This is a genomic window from Peptostreptococcus russellii (genome assembly GCF_900110295.1).
Taxonomy (GTDB): Bacteria; Bacillota; Clostridia; order Peptostreptococcales; family Peptostreptococcaceae; genus Peptostreptococcus; species Peptostreptococcus russellii_A.
In genome coordinates, this window is sequence record NZ_FODF01000015.1 from 1 (window position 1) to 26,408 (window position 26,408).

Annotated in this window: 24 protein-coding genes and 1 pseudogene; 22 read left to right on the plus strand and 3 right to left on the minus strand. The window is 31.0% G+C overall.

Going from position 1 to position 26,408, the window contains the following annotated elements; translation table 11 throughout:
* The 3 genes from BMY82_RS09470 to BMY82_RS07485 form a co-directional block, all read left to right on the plus strand.
* On the plus strand, nucleotides 1-372 hold a 372-nt coding region (locus BMY82_RS09470; protein ID WP_207645487.1), incomplete at its 5' end, for a hypothetical protein.
* Complete coding sequence (locus BMY82_RS07480; protein WP_091975942.1) at nucleotides 347-997, plus strand: class C sortase; 651 nt, start codon at nucleotides 347-349, stop codon at nucleotides 995-997. The genes BMY82_RS09470 and BMY82_RS07480, both read left to right, overlap by 26 nt.
* Nucleotides 998-1,572: 575 nt before the next feature.
* Entirely contained in the window at nucleotides 1,573-2,454 is an 882-nt protein-coding gene (locus BMY82_RS07485) for a LysR family transcriptional regulator (protein WP_091975943.1), read from the plus strand.
* A gap of 95 nt (nucleotides 2,455-2,549) precedes the next feature.
* On the opposite strand, the gene cysE is transcribed toward BMY82_RS07485, so the two are convergent.
* A complete protein-coding gene (cysE, locus tag BMY82_RS07490) occupies nucleotides 2,550-3,149 on the minus strand; it encodes a serine O-acetyltransferase (RefSeq protein WP_091975944.1) in 600 nt (199 codons plus the stop codon).
* A gap of 21 nt (nucleotides 3,150-3,170) precedes the next feature.
* On the minus strand, nucleotides 3,171-4,058 hold the full coding sequence (gene cysK / locus BMY82_RS07495; protein WP_091975945.1) for a cysteine synthase A: 888 nt from the start codon (nucleotides 4,056-4,058) through the stop codon (nucleotides 3,171-3,173).
* A 477-nt stretch (nucleotides 4,059-4,535) separates the two neighbouring features.
* On the opposite strand from cysK, the pseudogene BMY82_RS09710 reads away from it, so the two are divergent.
* The 6 genes and pseudogenes from BMY82_RS09710 to BMY82_RS07525 form a co-directional block, all read left to right on the plus strand.
* Nucleotides 4,536-4,847: pseudogene (locus tag BMY82_RS09710) on the plus strand (hydrolase); the annotation flags it as partial.
* Between the two features lie 308 nt (nucleotides 4,848-5,155).
* A complete protein-coding gene (locus BMY82_RS07505) occupies nucleotides 5,156-7,678 on the plus strand; it encodes a cell wall-binding repeat-containing protein (RefSeq protein WP_091975946.1) in 2,523 nt (840 codons plus the stop codon).
* A 37-nt stretch (nucleotides 7,679-7,715) separates the two neighbouring features.
* Nucleotides 7,716-9,389, plus strand: a complete 1,674-nt coding sequence (locus BMY82_RS07510) for an ABC transporter substrate-binding protein (RefSeq protein ID WP_091975947.1) — start codon at nucleotides 7,716-7,718, stop codon at nucleotides 9,387-9,389.
* A 250-nt stretch (nucleotides 9,390-9,639) separates the two neighbouring features.
* On the plus strand, nucleotides 9,640-10,602 hold the full coding sequence (locus tag BMY82_RS07515; protein WP_091975948.1) for an ABC transporter permease: 963 nt from the start codon (nucleotides 9,640-9,642) through the stop codon (nucleotides 10,600-10,602).
* 19 nt (nucleotides 10,603-10,621) lie between these two features.
* Nucleotides 10,622-12,226, plus strand: a complete 1,605-nt coding sequence (locus tag BMY82_RS09475; RefSeq protein WP_180366759.1) for a dipeptide/oligopeptide/nickel ABC transporter permease/ATP-binding protein — start codon at nucleotides 10,622-10,624, stop codon at nucleotides 12,224-12,226.
* A complete protein-coding gene (locus tag BMY82_RS07525) occupies nucleotides 12,214-12,918 on the plus strand; it encodes an ATP-binding cassette domain-containing protein (protein WP_091975949.1) in 705 nt (234 codons plus the stop codon). Before BMY82_RS09475 ends, BMY82_RS07525 begins: the two co-directional genes overlap by 13 nt.
* Before the next feature lie 186 nt (nucleotides 12,919-13,104).
* Here the strand turns inward: BMY82_RS07525 and BMY82_RS07530 are convergent, their stop codons facing one another.
* Nucleotides 13,105-13,626 (minus strand): ferritin, encoded by a 522-nt coding sequence (locus tag BMY82_RS07530; protein ID WP_091975950.1) that lies wholly within the window; start codon nucleotides 13,624-13,626, stop codon nucleotides 13,105-13,107.
* 334 nt (nucleotides 13,627-13,960) lie between these two features.
* Between BMY82_RS07530 and BMY82_RS07535 the strand changes: the two genes are divergently transcribed.
* The 13 genes from BMY82_RS07535 to BMY82_RS07595 form a co-directional block, all read left to right on the plus strand.
* Nucleotides 13,961-14,839: a class I SAM-dependent methyltransferase gene (locus tag BMY82_RS07535; protein ID WP_091975951.1), complete on the plus strand. Its 879-nt coding sequence runs from the start codon at nucleotides 13,961-13,963 to the stop codon at nucleotides 14,837-14,839.
* Nucleotides 14,840-14,842: 3 nt separating this feature from the next.
* Nucleotides 14,843-15,523 carry an RluA family pseudouridine synthase gene (locus BMY82_RS07540; protein ID WP_091975952.1) on the plus strand — a complete coding sequence of 227 codons (681 nt, stop codon included), beginning with the start codon at nucleotides 14,843-14,845 and terminating at the stop codon, nucleotides 15,521-15,523.
* A gap of 26 nt (nucleotides 15,524-15,549) precedes the next feature.
* Complete coding sequence (locus BMY82_RS07545; RefSeq protein WP_091975953.1) at nucleotides 15,550-16,284, plus strand: peptide arginase family protein; 735 nt, start codon at nucleotides 15,550-15,552, stop codon at nucleotides 16,282-16,284.
* Between the two features lie 45 nt (nucleotides 16,285-16,329).
* Entirely contained in the window at nucleotides 16,330-16,827 is a 498-nt protein-coding gene (locus BMY82_RS07550; RefSeq protein ID WP_091975954.1) for an SEC-C metal-binding domain-containing protein, read from the plus strand.
* 386 nt (nucleotides 16,828-17,213) lie between these two features.
* Nucleotides 17,214-17,483, plus strand: coding sequence for a Veg family protein (locus BMY82_RS07555; RefSeq protein WP_091975955.1), 270 nt, complete (start codon nucleotides 17,214-17,216; stop codon nucleotides 17,481-17,483).
* Between the two features lie 640 nt (nucleotides 17,484-18,123).
* A complete protein-coding gene (gene ispE / locus BMY82_RS07560; protein ID WP_091975956.1) occupies nucleotides 18,124-19,026 on the plus strand; it encodes a 4-(cytidine 5'-diphospho)-2-C-methyl-D-erythritol kinase in 903 nt (300 codons plus the stop codon).
* A complete protein-coding gene (locus BMY82_RS07565) occupies nucleotides 19,013-19,690 on the plus strand; it encodes a GntR family transcriptional regulator (RefSeq protein WP_091975957.1) in 678 nt (225 codons plus the stop codon). Before ispE ends, BMY82_RS07565 begins: the two co-directional genes overlap by 14 nt.
* A gap of 3 nt (nucleotides 19,691-19,693) precedes the next feature.
* The gene (murI, locus tag BMY82_RS07570) at nucleotides 19,694-20,500 is read left to right on the plus strand and encodes a glutamate racemase (protein ID WP_091975958.1); all 807 of its coding nucleotides are present in this window, start codon (nucleotides 19,694-19,696) and stop codon (nucleotides 20,498-20,500) included.
* A 36-nt stretch (nucleotides 20,501-20,536) separates the two neighbouring features.
* Complete coding sequence (locus BMY82_RS07575) at nucleotides 20,537-20,956, plus strand: YwiB family protein (RefSeq protein WP_091975959.1); 420 nt, start codon at nucleotides 20,537-20,539, stop codon at nucleotides 20,954-20,956.
* A gap of 91 nt (nucleotides 20,957-21,047) precedes the next feature.
* Nucleotides 21,048-22,427 carry a tRNA lysidine(34) synthetase TilS gene (gene tilS, locus BMY82_RS07580; protein ID WP_091975960.1) on the plus strand — a complete coding sequence of 460 codons (1,380 nt, stop codon included), beginning with the start codon at nucleotides 21,048-21,050 and terminating at the stop codon, nucleotides 22,425-22,427.
* 37 nt (nucleotides 22,428-22,464) lie between these two features.
* On the plus strand, nucleotides 22,465-24,360 hold the full coding sequence (ftsH, locus tag BMY82_RS07585; RefSeq protein ID WP_091975961.1) for an ATP-dependent zinc metalloprotease FtsH: 1,896 nt from the start codon (nucleotides 22,465-22,467) through the stop codon (nucleotides 24,358-24,360).
* Between the two features lie 126 nt (nucleotides 24,361-24,486).
* Nucleotides 24,487-25,491: a biotin--[acetyl-CoA-carboxylase] ligase gene (locus BMY82_RS07590; RefSeq protein WP_091975962.1), complete on the plus strand. Its 1,005-nt coding sequence runs from the start codon at nucleotides 24,487-24,489 to the stop codon at nucleotides 25,489-25,491.
* A 157-nt stretch (nucleotides 25,492-25,648) separates the two neighbouring features.
* The coding region (locus tag BMY82_RS07595; protein WP_091975963.1) for a type III pantothenate kinase at nucleotides 25,649-26,408 on the plus strand (760 nt) is incomplete at its 3' end.

Here is a 26,408-nt window from a genome sequence, read left to right on the forward strand (position 1 = left end):
AAGGAAAAACCAGAGGAACCAAAGGATTCAGAGAAGGAAAAACATAAAATTAGAGAATCCGGAGTAGTAAAAATTAAAGAAGAACAGCCAGACAAAAATGAAGAGACAAAGAAGGAAGAGAATAAAGAAGATAAAAAAGAAAATGAAGGTGAAAACCTTGTAAGATATAATGGAGATAAGCATTCAACAGAAAATAAAAATTCAAATGGAAGCTCTGAAAATAAGGTAAAGTATATAAAGTCAAGTAAAAATACATTACCTGTAACAGGAGATGGACTAAGTTTAGATGTATACCTATATGCAGCAATAGCATTAGGTGGAATAATGATATTCTTAGGAAGAAAAAATGAGAAATCAGAAAACAAAAAATAATATTTTAAAAAAAATTTTAAGAGGGGCTGGAGTTCTAATAATAGTAATTTCTGTTTTGGGATTATTTGTATATAAATATAATCAGAAATTACAATATGACAGAATGAGATCAGCCAAAGAGAGTTTTGAAAGAAATATAAAAAAAGAAAGTACTCCTAATTTAAAAAGTATCTCAAAAGGAAATAAAGTCCAAAATGAGCCTAAAAACAGTAGAGAGAAATTAAGTGATGAAATTGGATTTGTGGAGATAGATAAGGAAAAAGTACTACTTCCTATATTTCCAGGGACAAGTGATAAGGAATTGAGAGAAGGAACTGGAGTTGTAGAAGGCACAGATATTCCATCATTGAACAAAGGAACTACAAGTGTTATAGCAGGGCATAGAGGTGGTTATAACGGAGAACAATCATTTTTAAATATAGATAAATTAGAAAATGGAGATTCTATAAAGGTTTCTACTGAGAATGGAAAATTAAACTATAAAGTAGTAGGAAAAAAGATAGTAAAAAATGATGATTGGAGTCAGTTCTATAGAGAAGATGATAAATCAAAACTTATATTGATGACATGTCATCCATATCCTACTAATAGAGAAAGGCTACTTATAATTTCAGAATTAGAATAGAGTATTTTATACCGACCTTGATGCTAAAGATCTAATCTAGTATTTAAAGGTCGGTTTATTTATGTGAAATTTTATAAAAAAGAATTATTTATAAAATTAGAAATGATAAAATAAATTGGTCAAAAAATGGAAGAGGGGGCTAGTGTAGCCCCCTTTTTGAGTAGATGCATGGTCTACTTTTTAATGTTTATTATGAATGGATTGTATCTACATATTAAATCATTTCATTGTTTGAAATGATGGTTTGTATATATATGTATTAGCGCCAATACATATATATACAGGATAAAAAAGTTTTCTAAAAGGTATTTATAAATAGCAATTATGCTATAAGCGTTACAAATTTTAATTAATGTCCCTCTTGAAAACTGTCTATATCTATATTATCATAGATGTATAGATTATAAAAACGAATAATTATCATAATATAGATGAGGATTTGTAATAGATAAAAAATGCTTTATTTAATTATAATATGTTGCATAAGTAAATAAAATATGTCTATAAAAGAAAAGTGAGCTTTAAAATGGAATGTTTTTTTAAAGTTATAGTTTCATTAGAAAGGGGGGATAAATATGGATATGAACATACAAAAGTATATGGCATTTATAAAAACTGTCGAATATAAAAGTTTTACAAAAGCTGCAGAAGTATTGAATTATTCTCAATCGGGTATAAGTAGGATGATTGCAGATTTAGAAAAAGAGTGGAATATATCCCTTCTTGAAAGGGGAAAGTTTGGAGTTAGACTTACATCAGAAGGTGTAAAGCTATATCCTTTTATAAAAAGTGTATGTAGAGAATATGAAAAGTTGCAAGGAGAGGTAGAGGAAATAAATGGCTTGGAATCAGGACTTATAAGAATAGGAACTTTTTCCAGTATAGCAACCTATAGATTGCCTAATGTTATTAAAAAATTTAGAAAAGATTATCCAAATATTGAATATGAAATACTTTTGGGAGATTACACTGAAATTGAAAAGTGGATAATGGATGGAAGAGTAGACTTTGGATTTATTAGACTTCCAGCTATGTCTACCAATCTTGAGATTGAATTTCTTGAAAGAGATAGATTGCTGGTTATTTTGCCAGAAGATCATCCTCTAGCAAATTGTGATAAATTCCCTATGGAAAGATTGGCAGATGATTCTTTTATGCTTCTTGAAAAAGGAGAAAAATCAGATATAGCAAAGATTTTGGAAGAAAACGGAGTTAAACCAAAAGTAGATTTTACTACATGGGATGACTATGCAATAATGTCAATGGTGGAAAGTGGACTTGGTATAAGTATTATACCGGAGCTTATTATGAAGAGAGCCTCATATAATATAGTTGTAAAAGAATTAGAAAAACCAATGTATAGAGAGATTGGAATGGCTTTTAGAGATAAAAAAAATACTACAAAAGCAGTGGAGAAATTTTTATCTTATATTAGGAAGGGAAATAAGAGTAAGTAATATAATAGTAGATAAAAAAATAAATAAAATAAAAAACTCCTGTAATAGGAGTTTTTTTAATCGATAAATTATAATATTTAAAATGCTTACATATTTTAAATATAATACATATTGTCTGCTGCTCTTCTTTCATTTAATTCAATTATTTTTGAATTGTATTTACTGTTTTTTATTTTTACTATTTTTCCAGGTATTCCAACTACTGTAGCTCCACTTGGAACATCGTTAAGGACAACGCTGTTTGCTCCAACCTTTACTTCATCACCAAGAGTAATGGGACCTAGTACCTTAGCACCAGAGCCAATTATTACATCATTACCAACTGTTGGATGTCTTTTACCTGTGTGATTTCCAGTTCCACCAAGAGTAACACCTTGATAGATAGTTACCCTATTTCCAACTTCAGCAGTTTCACCAATTACAACACCCATACCGTGGTCAATCATAATACTGTGACCTATTGTGGCACCTGGATGTATTTCTATTCCAGTGAAAAATCTAAAAATCTGTGAAGTTAGTCTTGCTATAAATTTTAGCCCTACATTGTTTAGAGCATGTGAAATGCTATGTCCAATAAGAGCATGGACTGAAGGGTATATAATAAACACTTTCAGTCTAGCTAAAAATTTTGAACCACCTCTACCAGAGGCAGGGTCGTTTTCTAATATATAATCAATATTTTTAATAAATTTCATTTTGTGAGCCTCTTTCCTAGATTAAAATATATTCATAGACATATATTTGTCTGCACCATCTGGAGCGACAGTAACAACCTTTTTGCCTAGATATTTTTTTGCAAGAAGTTGTGCCGCATAAATATTTGCACCTGCAGAAATACCTACAAGTAAACCTTCCTTAGCAGCTACTTCTCTTACCATATTAAAAGCATCTTCATCTGTTATAGTAAGTACTTCATCTATAACATCTGCATGGAAGTTCTTTGGTATAAAGTTTGCTCCTATTCCCTGTATTTTATGAGGTCCAGCCTTCTTTTCATTTATAAGTGGTGATGAAGCTGGTTCAACACCAAATACCATAATATCAGGGTTTTGATCTTTAAGATATTTTCCGATTCCGCTTACAGTACCGCCAGTACCTATTCCAGCTACAAAAATATCTACATCATTAAGTTCTGAATATATCTCTGGTCCAGTAGTCTGATAGTGGAACTTAGGATTGTCCGGATTATCAAACTGCTTAAGAGACTTATAATTCCCAGTATCTAAAAGCTCATTCATTTTATCAATTGTACCTTGCATACCCTTTGCAGCATCAGTAAGTATTAACTCTGCGCCGTATGCTCTTATTAAGCTTCTTCTTTCTTGACTCATGGATTCAGGCATAATAATAGTAACAGGGTATCCCTTATTCATTCCTATCATAGCTGCTGCAATACCTGTATTTCCGCTTGTGGCTTCTACAATTCTGTCTCCTGGCTTTAGCTCGCCTCTTTCTTCCATTCCAGTAATCATACCAAGTACAGCACGATCTTTTATAGAACCGCCTGGATTTTTACCTTCAAGCTTTACAAATACATTATTATCTATCTTAGAGATATTAACAAGTGGTGTGTTACCAATTAATTCGATTACATTCTTCTTCATTTTTAGTTTCTCCTTTTTCATATATATTACTGTCGTATGCGAATAAATTATTAGAAAATATAACTTTTCGCTATTAGTTAAGTCTTAGTTGATAATTTTTATTTAAAATATCTTAGGTTTACGCAAATTACCGATTAAATCTCTGGCAATTTGCTACTTACAACAGCAACAACAACAAGAGATTCCTCCAAATGCAGTAGTTATAATTGTTTTTAATTGTCTAACTTTCATCTCAACATCTCCTTTGTTTTTTTAAATCCGAGTATTTTACTAGGGATTAAAGAAAATTATATATTATATTAATTTAATTGTCAACAGAATTTAAATATTTTGTATGAAAAATTTTAACAATTTTGAATTCATGTTAAAAAAATACTTATTGCTGGTTTTTCATTAGAAAAGCTAGATTACATATTAAAAAGTATAATAAAGAATGATTTTATATAATATGGAAAAGCGGTATGAACTGTAATATATTTAACAACAAGTCATGGATACGGACTTACAGAATGTAGTTCAAAACCTGAAAAAGAAATGGAAAAAATATTATTTGCATGTGATGAATTAACAGGGATAATAGGCGCGGCAGCTTTAATGAGACCTTCAAAAAGTGTATCAAATGTGGAGTTAAAGTCTGTAAAAAAGAAGTTTAAAGACAAGAAGTTTGCAGCAGCTTGTTCAAGAGATGTAATTAGACAGGGTGCATAAAATCTAGGCTGGGAACTAGATGAACTACTAGCATCTACGCTTGAAGCGATGAAAGCAACGGAAAGTGAATTTACAGAGTAAGATATCTAAATAAAAAGTATTAAAAGGATCACAATTGTGGTTCTTTTTTTATTATACATAAATAAAATATTGATATTTATAAAGTAATATGTAATAAAAACTAGAATGTTTTTAATAATTGTTTTCTATTTTTTAATTATAGAAAAAAACAATAATCATAAATTTTAATATTTTAAAAATGAATAGAAACAAGTAAAATATTGATAAAATATAAACCATATGATATAAATTAAAGGAGTATATGTATGAAATATTTTAGTAAGGTTTGGATGGGAAGTGTGTATAAAAAATAATGTGGGGGTTAAAATATGAATAAAAAAAGAATTTTAACGGTAGTGATAGCGTTAACACTGACTACTGGGATTTTTTTTAATAGTTCTTACGCAATGGAGAAAAATACAATAGCAGGAAAAGATAGAGTAGAGACTTCTATAGAAATTATGAATATGACTAAAAAAGTAGATACTGTTATACTCGCATCAGGTGATAATAATAAATTATATGATTCACTGGTTTTTGGTCCACTGTCAAAAAAATTAAATGCACCAATATTGTTAAATAATGATGTTAAAAAAATTGACGATAGAGTAAAAGAAGTTATATTTAGTAGAGGTATAAAGAAAGTTATCATAGCAGGTGGAGAGAATAGCATTAGTAAAGAAGTTGAGATGTATTTAAAAAAATCAATAAACGTAGAAAGAATATATGGGAAAAATAGAGTAGAAACATCCTTAAAGGTGGCGAAAAAAATAGGAGATTCTGAGATGAATTTCATCGTTTCTAAGAGTGCAATTGCCGATGCAGTTTCAGTTTCTTCTTTAGCAAGTAGCTTACAGGCACCAATCGTAATAGAAGATAAAATAAGTAATGAAGTTTTAAAGACTAAAAAAGAAAATATTGTTATTGGTGGAGAAAATTCTGTTTCAGAATTATCAAGAAGACAGCTTAATGCAAAAAGAATAAGTGGCAAGAACAGATATGAAACTAGTAAAGAAATATATAATACATATCATGATAAATTTGATAACAAAACTATATATATAACTTCAGGTGAAGACGGAGTTCTTGTAGATGCATTAGTTGTAGGACCTCTAGCTTCTAAAACAAAGTCACCTGTAATATTCAATTCTATAGAAAGTGACAGATTTATTAGAGGTATGAATTCTGTAGAAAACGTTATCTTTGTAGGTGGAAAGGCTGCAAACAGTAATATGTTTAAAAATATCGACATCAAAAATAAAGATAATATATCAAATAAAATAACTTCTTCAAGAAGAAATTCCTCAAAATCTAAGGTTTCAAATTTAAATAAACCTTCTGATAAACCTGTGGAAAAACCTAAGGAAGTGGTTAAACTGGAGAAGACAACTGGACTTCCAGAAAAATTTGATCTTAGGTGTGTTGATGGAAATACATATGTAACACCTATAAAGAATCAGTTTTATGATGGTGGCTGTAGAAGTTTTGCAAGTCTTGCTGCCCTAGAATCTCATATAAAAATGAAAGAAAATATAGAATTAGATTTATCTGAAAATAATATGGAAAATAGAAATGGATTTATATTTAAAGATAATAACTCAAGAACTCTCGAAGTAAGAGAAGGAAGAAATAGAGAATCAGACTTTGGATATCTATTATCAGATAAGGGACCTATACTTGAAAGTCAAGATACATATGTTCCTATGGCAAATCAATTTAATCCTGCAGGATACCTATCAGAAGAACAGAAAGAAAAGTTGGAAAATGAAAATAAAAATTTTAAGTCAAGATACACAGTAATAGAAGAAAGTAAAAATCCTGTTAAAGGATTCCCTGTGAGAAGGGTTCATGGGTTTGAGTTCTTAAAGACAATTGATTCGTCTGAGATATCTACGTCAGATGATATGCTTATGAAGCAAGTTAAAGAAGCAATAAAAAATAATGGGGCGGTAGTATGTAATATATATATGAAGCATGATGGAAATAAAACTTTTCCATATTCAAACGCATCTACATTTAATCCAAAAACAGCAGCATATTATACTGTTGAAGGTGAGATTCCTAATCACGCAGTTACTGTAGTAGGTTGGGATGATAACTTTAAGAAGGAAAATTTTTGTGAAGGAAATAGACCAGATATAGATGGTGCATGGATAGTAAAAGATGCCCAGACAGATTTTTTTGGAGATAAGGGGTATTTCTATGTTTCATTTAAATCAGCTGGAATGATAAGCGAACCTTATGTATTTACAGATGTGAGAAAAACAGATGAATTCAAAGGAATGTATTTCTATGATGAACTTCCATTTACAGGTTATGTAAAGAGTGATAGCCTTTCTGATAATTTTAATGGCGAGGGAAAAACGATTTTATTCAATAGATATAAGGCAAGTGACGATAATCAGATACTTGATTCAGTAGGTTTCTTTACAACCAAACCAGATGCAGAGTATGAAGTTTATATTATAGATGACTTTGATAAGTTTAAGAAGGATGTAAGTTTGATGGATGAAGATGAATTTAATGAAAGTGTAGAGAAATACTGCGTATTGTCAGGGAAAATGGATACTGCGGGATATCATACGCTTGAATTAAAGGATAAACTGAATTTGATAAAAGGAAAGAATTTTGCATTAGGAATTTATGTTAAAAATAGTGACGCAGAAGATCCAAGTCATAATTGGGACATGGTAGTAGAAACAGACGCACAACAGGGTATGGGAATACAGCATGGTAAAGATGCAAAAATAAATAAAAATGAAACTTTTGCATTTGCATTTGGAAAGTTTATGGATATAAACGCATTTTCTCAGGAAATGATTAATGCGTGTATAAGAGGATACTATAAGTAAATATTCATCATATAGTAATTTAAAAGGAGGATTTATAATGAAGTTTAGTTTAAAAAAATGTGTATCTCTTGCATTGGCAGCAGTAATGTCGGCAGGGATTTTATCAGGATGTGGAAATTCTGATAAGAAAGAAAGTACAAGTAAAGGAAAGGATGCAAATACAATAGTTTACGGCATATCTACATCACCTTCTGGTGTATTTAATCCAATACTTACGGATTCAATATACGACGATGCAGTATGTGAAATGATATATACTTCTTTGTTAAAGTTGGATAAAGAACAAAATCTTAAACCGTATCTTGCTGAAAAATATGAGATATCGCCGGATCAAAAGACGATAACATTTAATCTTAGAAAAGATTTAAAGTGGTCAGATGGCAAGCCTCTTACTTCAAAGGACGTTGCATTTACATTTACAAGTTTAGCTAATAAGGACTATCAGGGTGAACATGGAGAAGATGTCTCAATGATAGTTGGAGCTAAGGAATACAAGGAAGGAAAGGCCGATAAGGTTGCAGGTATAGAAACACCAGATGATAATACTATCAAGTTAAGTTTTATTCAACCATATGGACCAGCGATTACAAATTTAGGCACTACTGGAATAATACCAGAACATATTTGGTCAAAAGTTCCAGAAGGAAAGTGGAAAGAATCAAAAGATTTAATGTCTAAGCCAGTAGGTAATGGACCATTCAAATTAATTTCTTTTACAGAAGGACAAGATGCAAAATTTGAAAAGAATGATGAATTCTTCGGAAATAAAGCAAAAACAAATAATATTGTATTTAAAGTTGTAAGTGAAGATACAGTAGCTTCTGACCTTAAAAATGGTGATATAGATCTTGCTGATGTAACTAATCTTAAGAAAGCAGACGTTGAAGAATTAAAGAAAGATGGATTTAAAGTATATAAGCATCAAAACACTATGTTCCAATACATGGGACTTAACTATAGAAACCCTATCTTCCAAGATAAAAAGGTAAGAGAAGCCATAATAACAGCAATTGATAGAGGTGGAATGGTTGAAAAGCTTATAGAAGGAAATGGAGAAATAAAGAATGTACCTATGCTTTCAAGTTCTTGGGCATATCCAAAGGAAGCAAAGCTTCTTGAATATAAGTATGACACAAAGAAGGCTGAAAAATTATTAGAAGAAGCTGGATATACAAAGAAAGATGGAGTTATGACAAATTCAGAGGGACAGCAGCTATCATTTAAGTTAGATGTTCCTACAGGAAATAGCGTGAGAGAACAAGCAGCACAGATAATTCAAGAAAATTTAAAGGCTGTAGGTATAAAAGTTGAACTTAATAAAATGGAGTTTCCAGCATTAATGGAAAAGGTAGTAGGAAATCATGACTTTGATATGTATATGATGGGTAACAATCTTACTCCAGATCCAGATTTAACTGCTTATTGGTCTAAAAATTCTATAAGCAATACTAAGGGAGAAATGGGATGGAACATTTCAGGATTTACAACTCCAGAATTAGAAGCAATTTTAGTTGAAGGTGCAAATACAACAGATAAGGATGCACGTAAAGCAGCGTATAAGAAATTTGCAGAGTATATGAATGAACAAATTCCATGGATTTATTTATTTGAACAGAATGTAGAAATAGCTACAAGTCCTAAATTAGAAGGATTTAATCCATCAGTATTTAGAGATTTTGCTGAGGCAGAAAATTGGAAACTAGCTGAGTAATAAATAATTTATATATAATTAATAAAATTGGTACTGCAGATATAAATGTTTATAATTAGAGTGCGGTGTTTAGAAAAATATATTTTATATAAATATTATAGAAAGTAAGAATATGTAAATAAAGTAATTACGCCACAGATATTAAATGTGTGGCGTAATTTTTTACTTAATAATAAATGCAGTATTAAATGAGAACATACTTATCGAGTGTTTTTTATTTATAAAAATGTTTTAAGAAGGAGTGGAAAATTTGAGAAGATATGTATTAAAAAGAATACTGACGTCAATAATAGTATTATTTGGGATATCAATAGTAATATTTGCTTTAGTTAATCTTCAACCAGGTAATCCCTATTCACATATGATAAACCCTAATACATCACCTGATGTTATGAAGGCGAAACTTGAACAAATAGGATATTATGATCCGCTGTATGTGAAATATTTTAAGTGGGTTTCAAGAGCTTTGAGATTTGATTTAGGATATTCTATAAAATACTCTGAACCAGTTTCTGCAGTAATAGGATATAGGCTAAAAAATACAATAATATTAATGAGCTTTTCTTTATTTTTGAGTAGCGTAATAGGTATAATTTTGGGAATTATAGCAGCATATAGAAAGAATACTTACGTAGATGATTTGATAACGGTAATTTCATTTATTGGTGTATCAATACCATCATTTTTCTTTTCTTTATTGCTTATAAAAAAGTTTTCTTATGATATGTCCATTTTTCCATCCTCTGGTATGTATGATGTAAGAAGTTCTTTGACAGGAATACTGAAACTAATGGATTTGATAAAGCATTTAATATTACCAAGTATAGTGCTTACTTTTTTACAAGCAACGGCATTTATAAGGTATACAAGGTCTGCAATGATAGAGATAGTTGATAAGGAATATATAAAATGTGCTATGGCTAAGGGTATGAGTTTTAAGAAAGCAGTTATAAAGCATGGTTTTAAAAATTCACTAATATCAATAATAACCGTATTTTGTTTACAGATACCAGCTCTTTTTTCTGGTGCGTTAATGACAGAAACAGTATTTGTTTGGCCAGGTATAGGAAGGCTTGGATATGAAGCAGTTCAAAATAGAGACTATCCTTTAATTATGGGGATTTTGATGATTACTGCAATACTGATATTGTTGTCGAATCTACTAGCAGATATTTTATATGTTGTAGTAGATAAGAGAGTAGAGCTTGAATAATAGAGAAAGGAGGACAGTAATGAAGATAAAGAAAAAATATGTGTATTTTACTGTGGGAACAACGATTATTTTATTGATGATTATAATGGCAGTTATTGCTCCATTACTAACAAAATATTCTTATTCATCAATAGACTTATTTAATATCAATGCAGCACCTAGTTCAGAACATATTTTAGGAACGGATAATTTAGGAAGAGATGTATTTACTAGGTTGGTGTATGGCGCTAGGGTATCCTTGATAGTGGGGCTGTTGGCGACAATAATGCAAATTGTAATTGGAGTTACTTTAGGACTTATAGCAGGATATATGGGGAAAGTAGCCGATTTTATAATAATGAGAATAATAGATATTTTGATGTGTTTTCCATTTTTTATAGTTGCAATTTCTATTGCATCAATAGTGGGACCTTCTCTTAGAAATCTTATTATAATAATAGCGGTTCTTTCTTGGACAGAGGTTGCTAGAATAGTTAGAGCTCAAGCTCTCTCATTAAAAAATAGAGACTTTGTTCATATATCAAATGTTATTGGTTTTAAAAAGAGAGATATAATTTTAAAAGATATATTACCTAATGTTATACCTTCAATAATAGTAGCGGCTACAATATCTATGGCAAACTCGATTCTTATGGAGGCTTCTCTTAGTTTTTTAGGTCTAGGTGTAAAAGAGCCAATGCCGAGTTGGGGAAATATATTGACCTCAGCACAAAATATGAGAGCTCTTCAAAGTTACTGGTGGACATGGTTACCTGCAGGTATTCTTATAATAACTTCTGTTTTGGCTATTAATTTTATAGGCGAGGGATTTAGAATACAATTTAATCCTATTGAAGAAGGATCTAGTAAAAATGTAGAAATTGATGTCTCTCTTAATTTAAAAGCTGGAAAAATAACTGCTCTTGTAGGAGAGTCAGGAAGTGGAAAGACAGTAACTGCTGAAAGTCTTATGGGATTAAACCCCAAAAACATTGTAGTTTCAGGAGACATTATATTCAATGGAAAGAATCTTCTTGAAAGAGATAAGGACGAAATTTCTAAGATGTGTGGAAAAGACATAGCCATGGTATTTCAAGAACCTATGAAATCTTTAAACCCTGTATTTAAAGTGGGGAACCAAGTAGAGGAGATGTTTAAACTTCATACAGATATGGACAAAAAAGAAAGATATGAACATGTAATTAAGCTTTTTGAGGAAGTGAGATTAAAGGAAGCTGAAAAAGTATATGATAAATATCCTCATGAAATAAGTGGGGGTATGAGACAGAGGCTTCAAATAGCAATGGCAATAGCATTGAATCCTAAAATTTTAATTGCTGATGAACCAACTACTGCTATAGATGATTCATTGAAAGAAGGAATTTTGAATCTAATAAGGAAAATGTGTAAAGAGAAAAATATGGCAGTAATTTTTATTACACACGATTTAAAAAGAATAGAAAATTTTGCTGATGATATAGCGGTTATGTATAAAGGTAAAATCGTTGAGACTAAAAAGGCAGATGAATTTTTTAGGAATCCTGAAAATCCATATTCAAGAGCACTTATAAAATCTATACCAGATAAAAAGACTTTTAGTGGAAGATTTTTCGAAATCGGAAAGGAGGAAAAATGTGTATTTTAGAAGTGGAAAATTTAAGTAAATCTTATGAAATTTCAGCTCCCTACATATTGAAAAAGAAGAGAAAAACTGTTGTAAGTAAGTTTTCTATGAAAGTTAAGCGTGGAAAAACGATAGGTTTAGTAGGTGATTCTGGCTGTGGAAAGTCTACAATAGCAAGATGTCTTGTAAATATTGAAGAAGCAGATAGTGGAATTATAAAAATTGATGGAAAAACAGTTTATAGCAAGGGAATGGAAAAAGAAAATATAAATCTGTTTAATGAACTAGATACAAAGAAGAAAATTCAAATAATACTTCAAGATTCATATGCTTCTCTTAATCCAAAAAGAAAAATAGGTAAGATGATATGTGAAGCCCTTATGATACATGAGAAGACTCTCTCTAAGAAAGAGGCGGAAGAGATAGTTTGCCAATATATGGAACTTTGTGGTCTTGAAAAGAATTTTTTTAATAGGTACCCTCATGAACTTAGTGGTGGACAAAGACAAAGAGTTTGTGTTGTAAGAGCTCTTGTATTGAAGCCGGAGATAATAATATGCGATGAGATAACCTCAGCTTTAGATGTTTCAGTTCAAGCAAAAATTTTAAATTTAATGCTGGATTTAAAGGAAAAATTCAATCTTACTTATATTTTTATATCGCATGATAAGGATGTAGTAGAATGTTTCTGCGATAGAATAATAAATTTATAAAAAGTCTTAGAAATATAAATTGTTGTTTTAGATATTTTTACTCGAAATTAAGAATTTAGTTTATAAGAAAATTCAAAGAAAGCCTTGCAGCGTATATACTGCAAGGCTTTTTATAGTCAGAATTTAAGCAAGAAACAATAGATTAAACTATTTTTATTGTTATAAATCTAATCATTCAATTTAATATTAGTTTGATGAACCCTGTGGTACAGAAGGAACATATGCTCTAGTAGAAAGTTCATCATCCAGAAGATAAAGGCTAGCTTCGTTATTAGCTGCTCTTTTAACCTTCTTAACAAGGTTTGTAAAACTTTCTTCTTCTTCAACTTGTTCATCTATAAACCATCTTAAAAAGCTCATAGTAGCATGTTCTTTTTCTTCAAGAGCTATATCTGCTAAATTGTAAATTCTCTTAGTGACAGTCTGTTCGTGCTTTAAACCTTCTTCAAATACATTTAGAAGACTTTCATATTCAAATCTAGGTTTGTCGATAGAGTCAAGAACAACGCGTCCACCTTTTTGGAAAACATAGCTATATATAGTCATTGCGTGGTCTAGCTCTTCCTGTGCCTGAACCTTGAAGAAGTTTGCAACTCCTGGGAAGTCAAGGTCTTCTGCATATGCAGCCATACCTAAATAAGTATATGCTGAATAATATTCAAAGTTGATCTGGTCGTTTAGTGCATTTTGTAAATTTTCGCTTAACATAATATCACTCCTTATTAAAATATTCATTACAATGAGTATAACATCTTTTAGAAAATAAAAGAAGAGATGCTATAAAACAATTTCAAGATTTGTATTATAAAGTTTATATAAATTTGCAAAAATAAATTTTTGTATAAGGCACTAATTTCAATGATTTTGCTATATTTCTCTTAAAATTATGATATAATAATCTTTGCTTGATTTTTTAGAATGTGCCTATCTACATATGGTAGATAGTTTTTTTATAAATTTTATTGAAATTTAAATTGGATGTTTTGGAAATAAAGTGTCGAGTAAATAGGGTGTAGAAAGTAAAAAAAAGAGGAGGAAATATATGTTAATACTAGCAGATAGATGGAAAGATTATGAATTGATAGATATGGGAAGTGGCGAAAAGCTTGAAAGATGGGGAGACTATGTTTTAAGACGTCCTGACCCACAGGTTATATGGCCGATAGCAAAAGAAAGCGGTCTTTGGAAAAATCCACACGGGCACTATCACAGAAGCAACAAAGGTGGTGGAAGTTGGGAAGTTAAAAAGAAGTATCCTAATCAGTGGACAGTAGATTATGGTCCACTTACTTTTAAAATAAAGCCAACAGGATTCAAGCATACAGGACTTTTCCCAGAGCAGGCAGCCAATTGGGATTGGATGATGAGCAAGATTAAGAAGGCAGATAGACCTATAAAGGTTCTCAATCTATTTGCATATACTGGTGGAGCATCAGTAGCTTGTGCATACGCAGGAGCAGAAGTTTGTCATGTAGATGCTGCAAAGGGAATGGTAAATTGGGCGAAAGAAAATTTAGAGTTATCTGGTCTAAAAGACAGAAAGGTAAGATTTATAGTTGACGATGTATTTAAATTCGTTGAAAGAGAAGTAAGAAGAGGGAACAAGTACGATGCAATTATAATGGACCCACCATCATATGGAAGAGGACCTAAAGGTGAAGTTTGGAAGATAGAAGACAAGCTTTATGATTTTCTTGAACTATGTATGAAAGTTGTATCTGACAAGCCTCTTTTCATGCTAATAAATTCATATACTACAGGATTTTCACCTATAGTTCTAGAAAATATTTTAGAAACTACAATAGGGAAAAAATCTAGAAATGGAAATGTATATGCAGGAGAAATAGGAATACCCGCATCAAGAGATGGAAAAGTTCTTCCATGTGGAATATTTGGACGTTGGGAAAGTGTAAGAGGTTAAGAAATGAAGTTAAAGGTAATATATGAGGATAATCACCTACTGGTAGTTGAAAAAATACCTAATGTATTATCCCAAGCTGATAACACAAAAGATGTGGATATGTTGACGCTTTGTAAGGAATATGTAAAGGAAAAATATAATAAACCAGGTAATGTGTTTATGGGGCTTGTTCATAGATTAGACAGACCTGTAGGTGGAGTTATGGTATTTGCAAGAACATCTAAAGCAGCATCAAGGCTTTCAGATCAGGTAAGAACTAGAACTATGAAAAAATCATATCAAGCAGTTGTTTTAGGTAAGTGTGAAAAGTCTGGGGATTATGTGGATTACTTACTTAAAGATAAGAAGAAAAATATGGTAAGTGTTGTGGATAAAAACACAAATGATGCCAAAGAAGCTAGGTTAAGTTATAGAAGAATATCTTCTGCACTATCAAGGGATAATCGAAGTGAGTATTCTCTTGTAGAAATTGATCTTCAAACAGGAAGACCTCATCAGATTAGAGTGCAATTTGCTTCAAGAAAGCACCCTCTATATGGAGATCAAAGATACTCTTCTGTAGCCAAGGTGGGACAGCAAATAGCTCTTTGGGCTACAAAGCTTGAAATAGTTCACCCTACAAAAAAAGAAAAGATGACATTTGTATCTAACCCACCAAATGAATATCCATGGAATATTTTTTAATTAAGATAAAAGCTTAGAGGTGAAGTATGGATAGTATAAGTTATGGAGGATTTTATATAGATAAGCCTTTGGGAAATAATATATTTTCCTACGAAGAAAGAAAGGAAAGAAAAATATATGTACCCCAGCTTATTGAAAGTGAAATATCTAGTGTTTCTATAGGTTCTGAAGCAGTTTTTATAGAAATAGATGAAGGAATAGAAAATAAATGTATTGGGCTTGCCAATATGTATAGATTAAAGCTTGAAGGTGACTATAAAAATAAGGAAGTTTATATTTTTGATAATCACAACCATTCATTTTTTTTCTGGTGCAAAGCATTAAAGGAGAAAAAATTCGAAAAGGGAATAAGACTTTTGCATGTTGATCAACATAAGGACACTAGAAAGCCTAACAGTTATGAAGTAGATATAGAAAATTTAGAAGATGTTATAAGGTATACAAATGAGGTATTAAATGTGGGTAGCTTTATACAGCCTGCATTATATCACAAGATATTTGATGATGTGGATATAGTTGACTCCACATACAGTTTGGAAAGAGAGCTAGTAGAAAAATATGTACTCGATATAGATCTCGACTTCTTTTCAAAGGATATGGACTATATTGATTTTGATTGGAAGCTTAATAGAGTAAGGGAATATATAGATAAGGCAGACTTAATTACTATAGCGACAAGTCCTTTCTTTATTGAGCAAAACAGAGCTATAGAGGTACTTAAAATGCTATTTCCTATAGAAAAAACGCATAAATTATGGTAACATAAGTATTGTGAAACTCATAAAGTTACGAATTGGAGGAACAAAATGTTATTTGAAAACTGGAAAAAATTAAGTGAAGAACACGTAAGTGAAGAAGCTGAAATAAAGTTCTGGGAAGAATTTTTAAAGGCTGAAACAAATATATATGATACTGTTTTAAAGGAAAAGACAGATCTTATAGCAGGAAAGGTGTCTGAACTAGCTAAGAAATATAAGACAACACCAGAATTTTTCATGGGATTCTTAGATGGTGTTAATGAAAGCATAGAGATAGAACAGGATCTAGAAAAGATAGAAGAAGATACTAATATTAGTATAAAAATAGACTGGGAAAAGCTATATTACAATATGGTACATGTAGAAGCTCACTGGCTATATAATTTAAGAGGTTGGGATGATATACTTCCTGAAGATTATAGATTAAAGACTCAGAAGGAATACAAGAAGTCTAAGATAATAGTAAATAAGGAAGCTAAGGTTGGAAGAAACGACCCATGTCCATGCGGAAGCGGTAAGAAGTATAAGAAGTGCTGTGGAAAGTAATATAGAGTGAAAATAAAAGTTAGTAATTAGGGCGGCAGTAATGCCGTCTTTTTATATATACTGATAATTAAGTTGATAAAAAGTTGAATAAAAAAACCTATAAAAAATAGAAAAAATGTTTTTAAATAATAGAGAAAAAGTAGTACATTATATCTTTGTACAGCATGTATGATTCGACCTATACAAATGGTTAAAGGACAAAATATATCTAATATTCATATTTTAAGATAGTTGGATACATTATGTATTTTAGAGAAAAAATAATTTTCGGAATATGGGAAAAGTTATTGACAGAAACGGTTTCTTAATGTAAAATATTAAGTTTACTTGACTTTATTTCTGAAATGTGATACAATAAGAATACATTTTGAAGGATGGTGATATTTTTGGCAACAACAGCTACATTGGATAATATTAGACATACGTTGGAAAAGTATGTTGGCAAGAAAATATTGCTTAAGGCAAATAAAGGAAGAAAGCAGATCGTTACAAAGCAAGGTGTTTTGGAAACAGTATATCCAAGTGTTTTCGTTATTAGAGTAGGACACGGAGAGAATACAGAAGGTTACAGAAGAGTAGCATATAGTTATTCAGACTTACTTACAGAAACTGTAAAAATTAAAGTTTTTAAGAGTAATAATAAGAAAATTAGCTAGATAAACTGTAAGAGAAAAAGTTAATAAAGAGAGTAAGGTGTATTTCTACACCATATAGATAAAGGCTGTTATTGCTAGGTATGAAGCATATAACAGCTTTTTTCTTTGTTCTTATCAATAAGTAAATAGAAAAATAAAAAGCTATAATAATAAAAAAGACATGTATAGAAAGAGTTAAGTTAATTGTTATAAAATATTAGAATATATAAAGTATCTATTAAAAAATATTAATTAGAGAAAGGCTATTTTAGTAGCCAGTAAATAGAAAGTTAATATTTAAAAGTTAAGAAAAATGTATAAAAAACACTTTAAATAAAAATCATAACCATTGGATACATAAGTGTTGTATAATTTTTATTTTATTAACACAGATTATTTGATTTGTAGTATAATAAAAATGTAGGATAATATTGTATTGTGAATACATTTGCAGGATAAGTTTTTAAATATGAATATTAGAACTATATTACATAATAATAGTATCAGTTTTTTGATATATTGCATAGTTAATTCTTTAATATACTGCATAATTAATATTAAACTTTGTTTTTCTTTGGAAAAATATATGCAAAAAATTGCTTTTGTCCATATTTTTCCAAAGGACTGATAAGAATTAGAGTCAATTTATTTGGAGGTATACATGGAAAACAGTGTAAAGCTGAGGGCAAGGGCAAAGATAAATTTGTCAATTGATATAAAAGGGATTTTTGATGATGGCTATCATGATGTAGAAATGGTTATGCAATCAGTCAATCTTTCTGATTATATTATCATAAGAAAGGCCGAAAAAGGTTTCAAAATTACTAGTTCTAATTCTGATGTTCCGCTAGATAAAAGAAATATAATATACAAAACTTGGGAGCTTTTAAGGGAGAAATATGCCATAGATTCAGGCGTAAGTATTTTTCTTGAAAAGAACATACCTATAGCAGCAGGAATGGCAGGCGGAAGTACTGATTCTGCAGCTATGTTTGTTGGACTAAACAAACTCTTCAGTTTAGGTATGAGCGAAGAAGAGATGTTAGAGGAGTCGAAAAAACTAGGATCTGACATTGCATTTTGTATAAAAGGCGGCACCTATCTTGCTACAGGAACAGGTACAGACTTAAAGAAACTTCCTTTTCTTGACAGAAACATCAGAGTGTTAATATGTAAGCCAGACATATTTGTGTCCACTAAGAGAGTTTATAAAAAATTTGATTTTATGTATGAAGAAAATTTTAATCCTTTAGAAAGACCTGATAACAAGCTTCTTATTGAGGGGCTTCAGGAGAAAAATAAGGAAAAAATAGTAGACGCAATGGGAAATGTTTTAGAACCAGTTACAAAATCATGGTGTAAAGAAATAGAAAAAATAGAAAAAACTATGAATAAGTTTGGCTCATATGCAACGATGATGAGTGGAAGCGGACCGACAGTTTTCGGTTTTTTCAATGATTATAGAAGTATAAAAAAATGTAGTAATGTGTTGAGGAAGAAGTATAGACAAACCTATATTACTTCCACTTCAGATAAGGGGGTTGAGATATATGGGAATAAATAATCTTACATTGGACAACTACAAACCGCTAAGGGATGTTGTATTTGAAAACATTAGAACGGCAATAATGGATGGAACTTTGAAGGCTGGAGAAAGACTTATGGAGATACAGCTAGCAGAACAATTAGGTGTTAGCAGAACTCCGGTAAGAGAGGCTATTAGAAAGCTTGAATTAGAAGGTTTGGTTATAATGCTTCCTAGAAAAGGCGCATATGTTGCAAGTATTAGCAAAAAAGATCTTTTCGATATACTTGAACTTAGAGTGGGACTTGAAGGGATGGCAGCATACTATGCGGCAGAAAGAATAACAAAAGATGAAATAAAAGAACTAGAGAGAATATCAGCAGTTTTAAAGGATTTGGCAGATAAAAAAGACTTAGAAAATATGCTGAAGGTAGACGAGGAGTTCCATAACTTTATATTTGAAATAACAGGTAATGCTAGATTAAAAAGTACTATGTTGGCTATATGGGAACCAGCTTATAGATTTAGATTGAAATATATGTCTGAATATAGCTCAGCTGTAAATATTGTCGAAGAACATAGTAAAATTATGGAAGCTCTAAAGAAAGGAGATGGAGATCTTGCAGAAAAACTCGCTAAAGAGCACATAGAAAGAACAGAACAATTTATGGTGGAAGAGTTGATGCAAGATGAGACAGTGTAACAGATGGATAAGAGACCAATTGGAGTATTTGATTCAGGATTAGGAGGACTTACCGTACTAAAAGAAATAAATAAGCGTCTTCCAAATGAAGATATTATATATTTTGGAGATACGGCTAGAGTTCCATATGGACATAGATCGAAGGAAACTATAATGAAATATACTTTTCAAGCTATAAATTTCCTTTTAACAAAAGATGTAAAGGCAATAGTAATTGCCTGTAATACAGCTACAGCAAGAGCTCTTGTAGAGTCTCAAGAAAAGTATGATATTCCTATTATGGGAGTAATAGACGCAGGGGCAAAATCTGCTGTAGAATATACAAAAAATAAGGTTGTAGGTGTAATAGGAACATCTGCAACTATAAACTCAAAAGCATACAATAAGGTAATACATAGTATAGATAATAGTGTGGAAGTAATAGGTAAAGCATGTCCTTTATTTGTTCCACTAGCAGAAGAAGGTTGGGCAAATGAGGAAATATCATCTATAGCAGCTCATATGTATCTTGATGAACTTGTTGATGCTGGAGTAGATTCCATAGTGCTTGGATGCACTCATTATCCAATACTCAAAAGAACAATAGGAGAAGCTGTTGGAATGGATATAAAGCTTATAAATCCAGCTAAAGAAACAGCTTTAAGTTTAAAGAAAGTCCTAAAGAAAAACTCTATGCTAAATGAAAGAGAAGAAGAAGGAGTATGTAAATATTTTGTTTCTGATATCAATGAGCAGTTTTCAAAGGTAGCAGGAGAGTTTTTAAAAAGGGAAATACCAGAAATAGAAAAAGTTGAAATACAAAAGTATTAGGAACTTTTATTTTGCTGGCGACAGAGAGGTGAGAGTATGGAATCAAGAGACGTAAAAATTAGAATGAAAATGTCTCAGTACCTAGATAATGGTGAGGAGCAGACTATAGAGAGTTTCTACAATGGAAAGAGAATTGAGAAAAATGGAAGCGTATATATTAATTTTTTAGAATATGATACGGTGAAAGACTCAAAAGGAACTATAAAAATATCTGATGACGAAGTAATAATACTGAAGTCAGGTGAAGTTATATCAAATATGAGATTTAGAGAAGATAAAAATCACAGATCTGAATATAAAACACCATACGGTACTTTTGATATGAGTTTATATACATATAAAATTGCCAAAAGGATAGAAGAAGAGGAAATAAAACTTAATTTGGATTATAAGGTATCTATAGATGGACTTATGGATGCTAATAACAGAGTGGAGATTAAAGTAATTTCCGAATAATAAAAGAGGGTAGTAATTAACTGAGGCTGTATATAAAATGGACTTAGACAGTTACTACCCTAAATTATATATAGATTGTTTGGAGGAAAGTATGGTATACGAAGAAGTTTTGAAAACAGTAAAAGAAAACAATCTTATAGAGGAAAATGAAGGTATTGTAGTGGCGCTGTCAGGTGGACCTGATTCTGTTTGTCTATTACATATTCTTCATAGAATGTCAAAAGAGATGAATTTAAAAATATTTGCAGCTCATTTAAATCATAAGATTAGAGGATTAGATGCATATATGGATTCTCTTTATGTAATGAAACTCTGTGAAGAACTTCAGATTCCATGTTTTATAAGAGCTATAGATGTACCAAAGTATTGCAATGATAACAAGCTTGGTTTGGAAGATGGTGCAAGAAAATTAAGATATGAAATATTTAATGAAATTAGAGAAAAGCTATCTGCAGATAAAATAGCCATTGGGCATAACAAAAATGATCAAGCTGAAACGGTACTTATGAGAATTATGAGAGGAACAGGACTTCAAGGTCTTAGAGGAATTGAATACAAAAGAGAAGGTGGTATTATAAGACCAATTCTCGATATATCAAGAGAAGATATTGAAAATTACTGTAAAGAAAATAATCTTTCTCCAAGAATAGACGGTACTAATCTAGAAGCGATATATTCAAGAAACAAAATCAGATTAAAAATACTTCCATATATGAAAGAAGAGTTTAATGAAAATATTGTTGGAAGCATAGTTAGGATGTCGAAAAATATCAGGGTTGATAGCGATTACATAGACTCACAGGTTGATATTTCATACAATGAAGTCTGTAGAAAATATGAAGATGGAGTATATATATTTGTAGACCTTTTAGAAAAAGAGCATGAAGCCATAAAAAATAGATTGATAATTAAAGCTATAAGAGAAGTTTTAGGAGATGTAAACTCAATAGATAAAAAACATATAGAAGAAGTACTAACTCTTATGGGGAAAAACAAAAATGGTAAAAAAATTAATCTGCCAAGAGGACTATATGCCTATAGATTTAACGACTATATTTTAATTAGTTTGAAAGAGATAAATTATGAAAAAATAGAATATAACTATGAAATAGAGCCAGGAAAAGAAGTTTATATAGCAGAATTGGGAAAAACATTTAAAAGCAAAATTGTTGATGCAGTAGATTTCAATGCAGAAACTTTAGGTGAAAATGTACAATATCTAGATTTTGGAAAGATAAAAGGAAATATAACATTGAGAAATAGGCATCAAGGTGATAAAATAATATTACGAGGTGGAACAAAAAAGATTAAAGAATTATTTATTGGTATGAAAATACCGAGAGAAGAAAGATCTTTTGTTCCTCTTATTGTAAATGATAGTAATATTGTATCTGTATGTGGATACAGAATAAGTGCAAATTACTTGGTTGATGAAAATACAGAGAAAATACTTGAATTTACATTAGAATAGATTCTTACAATTTAATAGGAATGGAGGAGGAAACTTATTGAATAGAACACTAAAGGGTGCTGGAATATACCTAGTAATGCTACTTCTCATAGTATTTATAGTGCAATATTCTGGTGGTCAAAATGAGAAGGTTAAGGATATGGACTTCTCAAAGGTTTATCAAGAGCTTCAAGAAGGAAACATATCGTCTTTACAGATTGTTGACCAAACAGGTATTGAAGGTACCTTAAAAGACGGAAAGACAAAGTTTAAGTCTTACATCCCTCAGGAAGTAATGGGAAATAAACTTTCTGACAGTATACTGAATAGTATAGAGAATAAGAAATTGAAAGTCGGTGCAGAGCCGAAACCTAAAACTCCATGGTTATTAGAAATGCTACCTACATTATTGTTGTTAGTATTTATGGTTGTCGCTTTCTTTGTTCTAATGAATCAGTCTCAAGGTGGAGGCGGAAAAGTTATGAACTTTGCAAAGTCAAAGGCTAAGGTTCACAAAGATAGTGATAAAGACAAGGTTACATTTAAGGAAGTAGCTGGCTTGAAGGAAGAAAAAGAAGAACTTCAAGAAGTAGTCGATTTTCTTAAACATCCTAAGAGATATACAGAACTTGGAGCTAGAATTCCAAAGGGTATATTATTAGTAGGACCTCCAGGTACAGGTAAAACATACCTTTCAAGAGCTGTAGCAGGAGAAGCTGGAGTACCATTTTTCAGTATAAGTGGTTCGGACTTCGTTGAAATGTTTGTCGGAGTCGGTGCTTCAAGAGTAAGAGATTTATTTGAGCAAGCTAAGAAGGAAGCTCCTGCAATTATATTCATAGATGAAATAGATGCAGTGGGAAGAAAAAGAGGAGCTGGTCTTGGTGGTGGACACGATGAAAGAGAACAGACATTGAATCAGCTTTTAGTTGAAATGGATGGTTTTGGAATCAATGAAGGAATCATAATAATGGCTGCAACTAATAGACCAGACATCTTAGACCCTGCTCTTTTAAGACCTGGTCGTTTTGACAGACAGGTGGTAGTAGGAAAGCCAGATGTAAATGGAAGAGAAGCTATATTTAAGGTTCATTCAAAGAAGAAACCACTAGCAGACGATGTAGATCTTTCAGTTCTTGCAAAGAGTACACCAGGATTTACACCTGCAGATATAGAAAATATAATGAATGAAGCAGCTATACTTACTGCTAGAAAAAAAGAAGAAAAGATTTCTATGGCATCTATTGAAGAATCTATAACTAAGGTTGTAGTAGGAGTTGCAAAGAAATCAAGAGTAATAAGTGAAAAGGAAAGAATACTTACAGCTTATCACGAAGGTGGACATGCAGTATGTGCCCATGTGCTTGATCTTATGGATCCTGTTCATCAGGTAACAATTATACCAAGAGGTATGGCTGGAGGCTTTACAATGCAGCTTCCAACAGAAGACAAGTACTATACAACTAAGGGTGAAATGATGCAGGAATTAATAGTTCTTTTGGCTGGTAGAGTATCTGAAGAGATAAATCTAGATGATATATCTACAGGAGCATCAAATGACCTTGAAAGAGCTTCTGCAATGGCAAGAGCTATGGTATCAAGATATGGTATGAGTGATAGACTAGGTCCTGTAACATATGATACAAATGATGAAGTATTTATAGGAAATAGCATAGGTCATACTAAGGAGTATTCAGAAGAAGTAGCAGCTGAAATAGATGATGAAGTAAGAAAGATAATAAATGGAGCCTATGCAAAGACAAGAGCTCTATTGAAGGAAAATCAGGATAGACTTGATTATATAGCAAGAGCACTTCTTGAATATGAAACACTTGATGACAAACAGTTCATAGAAGCATATAATATGACTTTAGCTTTACATGATGAAAAAGAAAATAGTAAAGCAATAGAAGAAACTATTGAGTCAATTGAAAAGGGAAATAAAGAAATATAATAAAATTTACTGTAGCCTTAGGGCTACAGTTTTTTTGTGAAAAATTAATGCACTTTTTAATGGGATGCCAAATTGCAGTTACTATGTAGTATAATATAGAAAATAGCAAGTAAATGGGAGGAAAAAATGTCAAATATAGATATTAAGTCCAAATCGACAAAGGAAAGAGTAATGGATATTTTATCAAATAGCCAAGAAAAATATATTTCTGGAGAGGATATTTCTGAAAAACTTGGAATATCAAGAGCTTCAGTATGGAAACATATAAATAATTTAAAAAAAGAAGGTTTTGATATAGAGTCAAGAAGTGGTATGGGATATGCCTTAAAAGGTAAAATTAGCAACAACTTAACTCCATATGAGATAAAGAAAAATTTAAATACAGAATTTATTGGACAGAATATAGAATACTTTGAAACAATAGATTCAACAAATATGTATGCAGGCAAGATAGCTAATAAATCCCCTGAAGGAACTGTTGTAATAGCTAATGAACAAACAAAAGGGAAGGGTAGAACTGGAAGACGTTGGATATCTAAGGAAGAAGAGGGTCTTTATTTTAGTTTAATTTTAAAACCTGAGATAGCTATTGTAAAGGCGAGCTTTTTGACTCAATTGGCAGGAGCAGCTCTTGTATCAGCTTTTGAAAATATGGGAATAGATGCAAAAATAAAGTGGCCTAATGATATAATTTTAAATGGTAAGAAAATAGCAGGTGTACTTACAGAAATGAGTGCAGAGATAGATAGAATATTTTATATAGTAATTGGAATAGGTATAAATCTATATAATGAAAATTTTGATGATGAGATCAAAGAGAAGGCAAGCTCCCTTTTAAAAGAAGGGTATAAGGTTAGTAGAAAAGATTTTTTACAGGAATTTTTTAAAGAATTTGAAGCGATGTATAGGGAATTTTTATGTGATAATAGAAATGAAGTTTTAGATATTTTAAGAAAAAAATCGGCTGTAATAGGTAAAGAAATTTATGTTATAGATGGGAAAAAAAGGAAAAAGGCTAAGGCTTTAAATATTGATTCCTATGGAAATTTGGAAGTTAGATTTGAAGATGGAGAAGAAAAAACTGTGTTTACTGGAGAGATTTCAATAAGAGGTCTTGAATCCTATATATAATATTTTTTATAAGAATATTTTGTTAAGATAAATATTGTTTGTATACAATATTTCTTGATTATATATAATTGTGGTGTTAAAATAAAAATGTTATTCAAAAAAGAAGTAAATTATGTTTAAAAATAAGAACAAGATGGGTATAGAAAGGACTAAAATTATGCTATTAGTTTTTGATGTTGGAAATACAAATATGGTGCTTGGAATATATGATGGAAAGCAGCTTGTTATGGACTGGAGAATCAATACAGACCTTAATAAGACATCTGATGAGTACGGTGTTTTAATAAAAAATTTATTTGAAGCTAGTGAAATACCACTATCGTCAATAGAAAATATAATAATATCTTCAGTAGTACCTGCAGTAATGCACTCTCTTGAAAATTTCTGCAAAAAATACTGTAAAATAAATCCACTGATTGTAGGACCAGGTATAAAAACTGGATTAAATATAAAATACTACGATCCTAAAATGGTAGGTGCAGATAGAATAGTAAATGCAGTAGCAGCAATTGCAAAATATAAAACGCCTTTAATAATAATAGATTTTGGAACTGCGACTACTTATTGTGCAATTTCAAAAGAAGGTGATTATTTAGGTGGATCAATTTCACCAGGAGTTAAGATATCGAGTGAGGCATTGTTCCAAAAAGCATCAAAGCTTCCTAGAGTAGAACTTGTAAAACCTGATGTAACAATTTGCAAGGATACTGTATCTGCTATGCAGGCAGGGATAATATATGGATATGCAGGTCAGGTAGAAAAGATAGTAACTCTTATGAAAAAAGAACTAAATGATCCAGAGACGACAGTAATTGCCACTGGAGGACTTGCAAAGCTTATATGCAGTGAAACAGATGTCATAGATGAAGTAGATTCAGATTTATCTTTAGAAGGTTTAAGAATAATATTTGAAAAAA

Coding starts and splice junctions, on each gene's coding strand:
- BMY82_RS07505 (WP_091975946.1), top strand. CDS start 5,156: ATGAATAAAAAAAGAATTTTAACGGTAGTGATAGCGTTAACACTGACT.
- BMY82_RS07510 (WP_091975947.1), top strand. CDS start 7,716: ATGAAGTTTAGTTTAAAAAAATGTGTATCTCTTGCATTGGCAGCAGTA.
- BMY82_RS07485 (WP_091975943.1), top strand. CDS start 1,573: ATGGATATGAACATACAAAAGTATATGGCATTTATAAAAACTGTCGAA.
- ispE (WP_091975956.1), top strand. CDS start 18,124: ATGGAAAACAGTGTAAAGCTGAGGGCAAGGGCAAAGATAAATTTGTCA.
- BMY82_RS07575 (WP_091975959.1), top strand. CDS start 20,537: ATGGAATCAAGAGACGTAAAAATTAGAATGAAAATGTCTCAGTACCTA.
- BMY82_RS07530 (WP_091975950.1), bottom strand. CDS start 13,626: ATGTTAAGCGAAAATTTACAAAATGCACTAAACGACCAGATCAACTTT.
- BMY82_RS07540 (WP_091975952.1), top strand. CDS start 14,843: ATGAAGTTAAAGGTAATATATGAGGATAATCACCTACTGGTAGTTGAA.
- BMY82_RS07590 (WP_091975962.1), top strand. CDS start 24,487: ATGTCAAATATAGATATTAAGTCCAAATCGACAAAGGAAAGAGTAATG.
- cysK (WP_091975945.1), bottom strand. CDS start 4,058: ATGAAGAAGAATGTAATCGAATTAATTGGTAACACACCACTTGTTAAT.
- BMY82_RS07535 (WP_091975951.1), top strand. CDS start 13,961: ATGTTAATACTAGCAGATAGATGGAAAGATTATGAATTGATAGATATG.
- tilS (WP_091975960.1), top strand. CDS start 21,048: ATGGTATACGAAGAAGTTTTGAAAACAGTAAAAGAAAACAATCTTATA.
- BMY82_RS07565 (WP_091975957.1), top strand. CDS start 19,013: ATGGGAATAAATAATCTTACATTGGACAACTACAAACCGCTAAGGGAT.
- BMY82_RS07525 (WP_091975949.1), top strand. CDS start 12,214: ATGTGTATTTTAGAAGTGGAAAATTTAAGTAAATCTTATGAAATTTCA.
- BMY82_RS07480 (WP_091975942.1), top strand. CDS start 347: ATGAGAAATCAGAAAACAAAAAATAATATTTTAAAAAAAATTTTAAGA.
- BMY82_RS07545 (WP_091975953.1), top strand. CDS start 15,550: ATGGATAGTATAAGTTATGGAGGATTTTATATAGATAAGCCTTTGGGA.
- cysE (WP_091975944.1), bottom strand. CDS start 3,149: ATGAAATTTATTAAAAATATTGATTATATATTAGAAAACGACCCTGCC.
- BMY82_RS07550 (WP_091975954.1), top strand. CDS start 16,330: ATGTTATTTGAAAACTGGAAAAAATTAAGTGAAGAACACGTAAGTGAA.
- murI (WP_091975958.1), top strand. CDS start 19,694: ATGGATAAGAGACCAATTGGAGTATTTGATTCAGGATTAGGAGGACTT.
- BMY82_RS09475 (WP_180366759.1), top strand. CDS start 10,622: ATGAAGATAAAGAAAAAATATGTGTATTTTACTGTGGGAACAACGATT.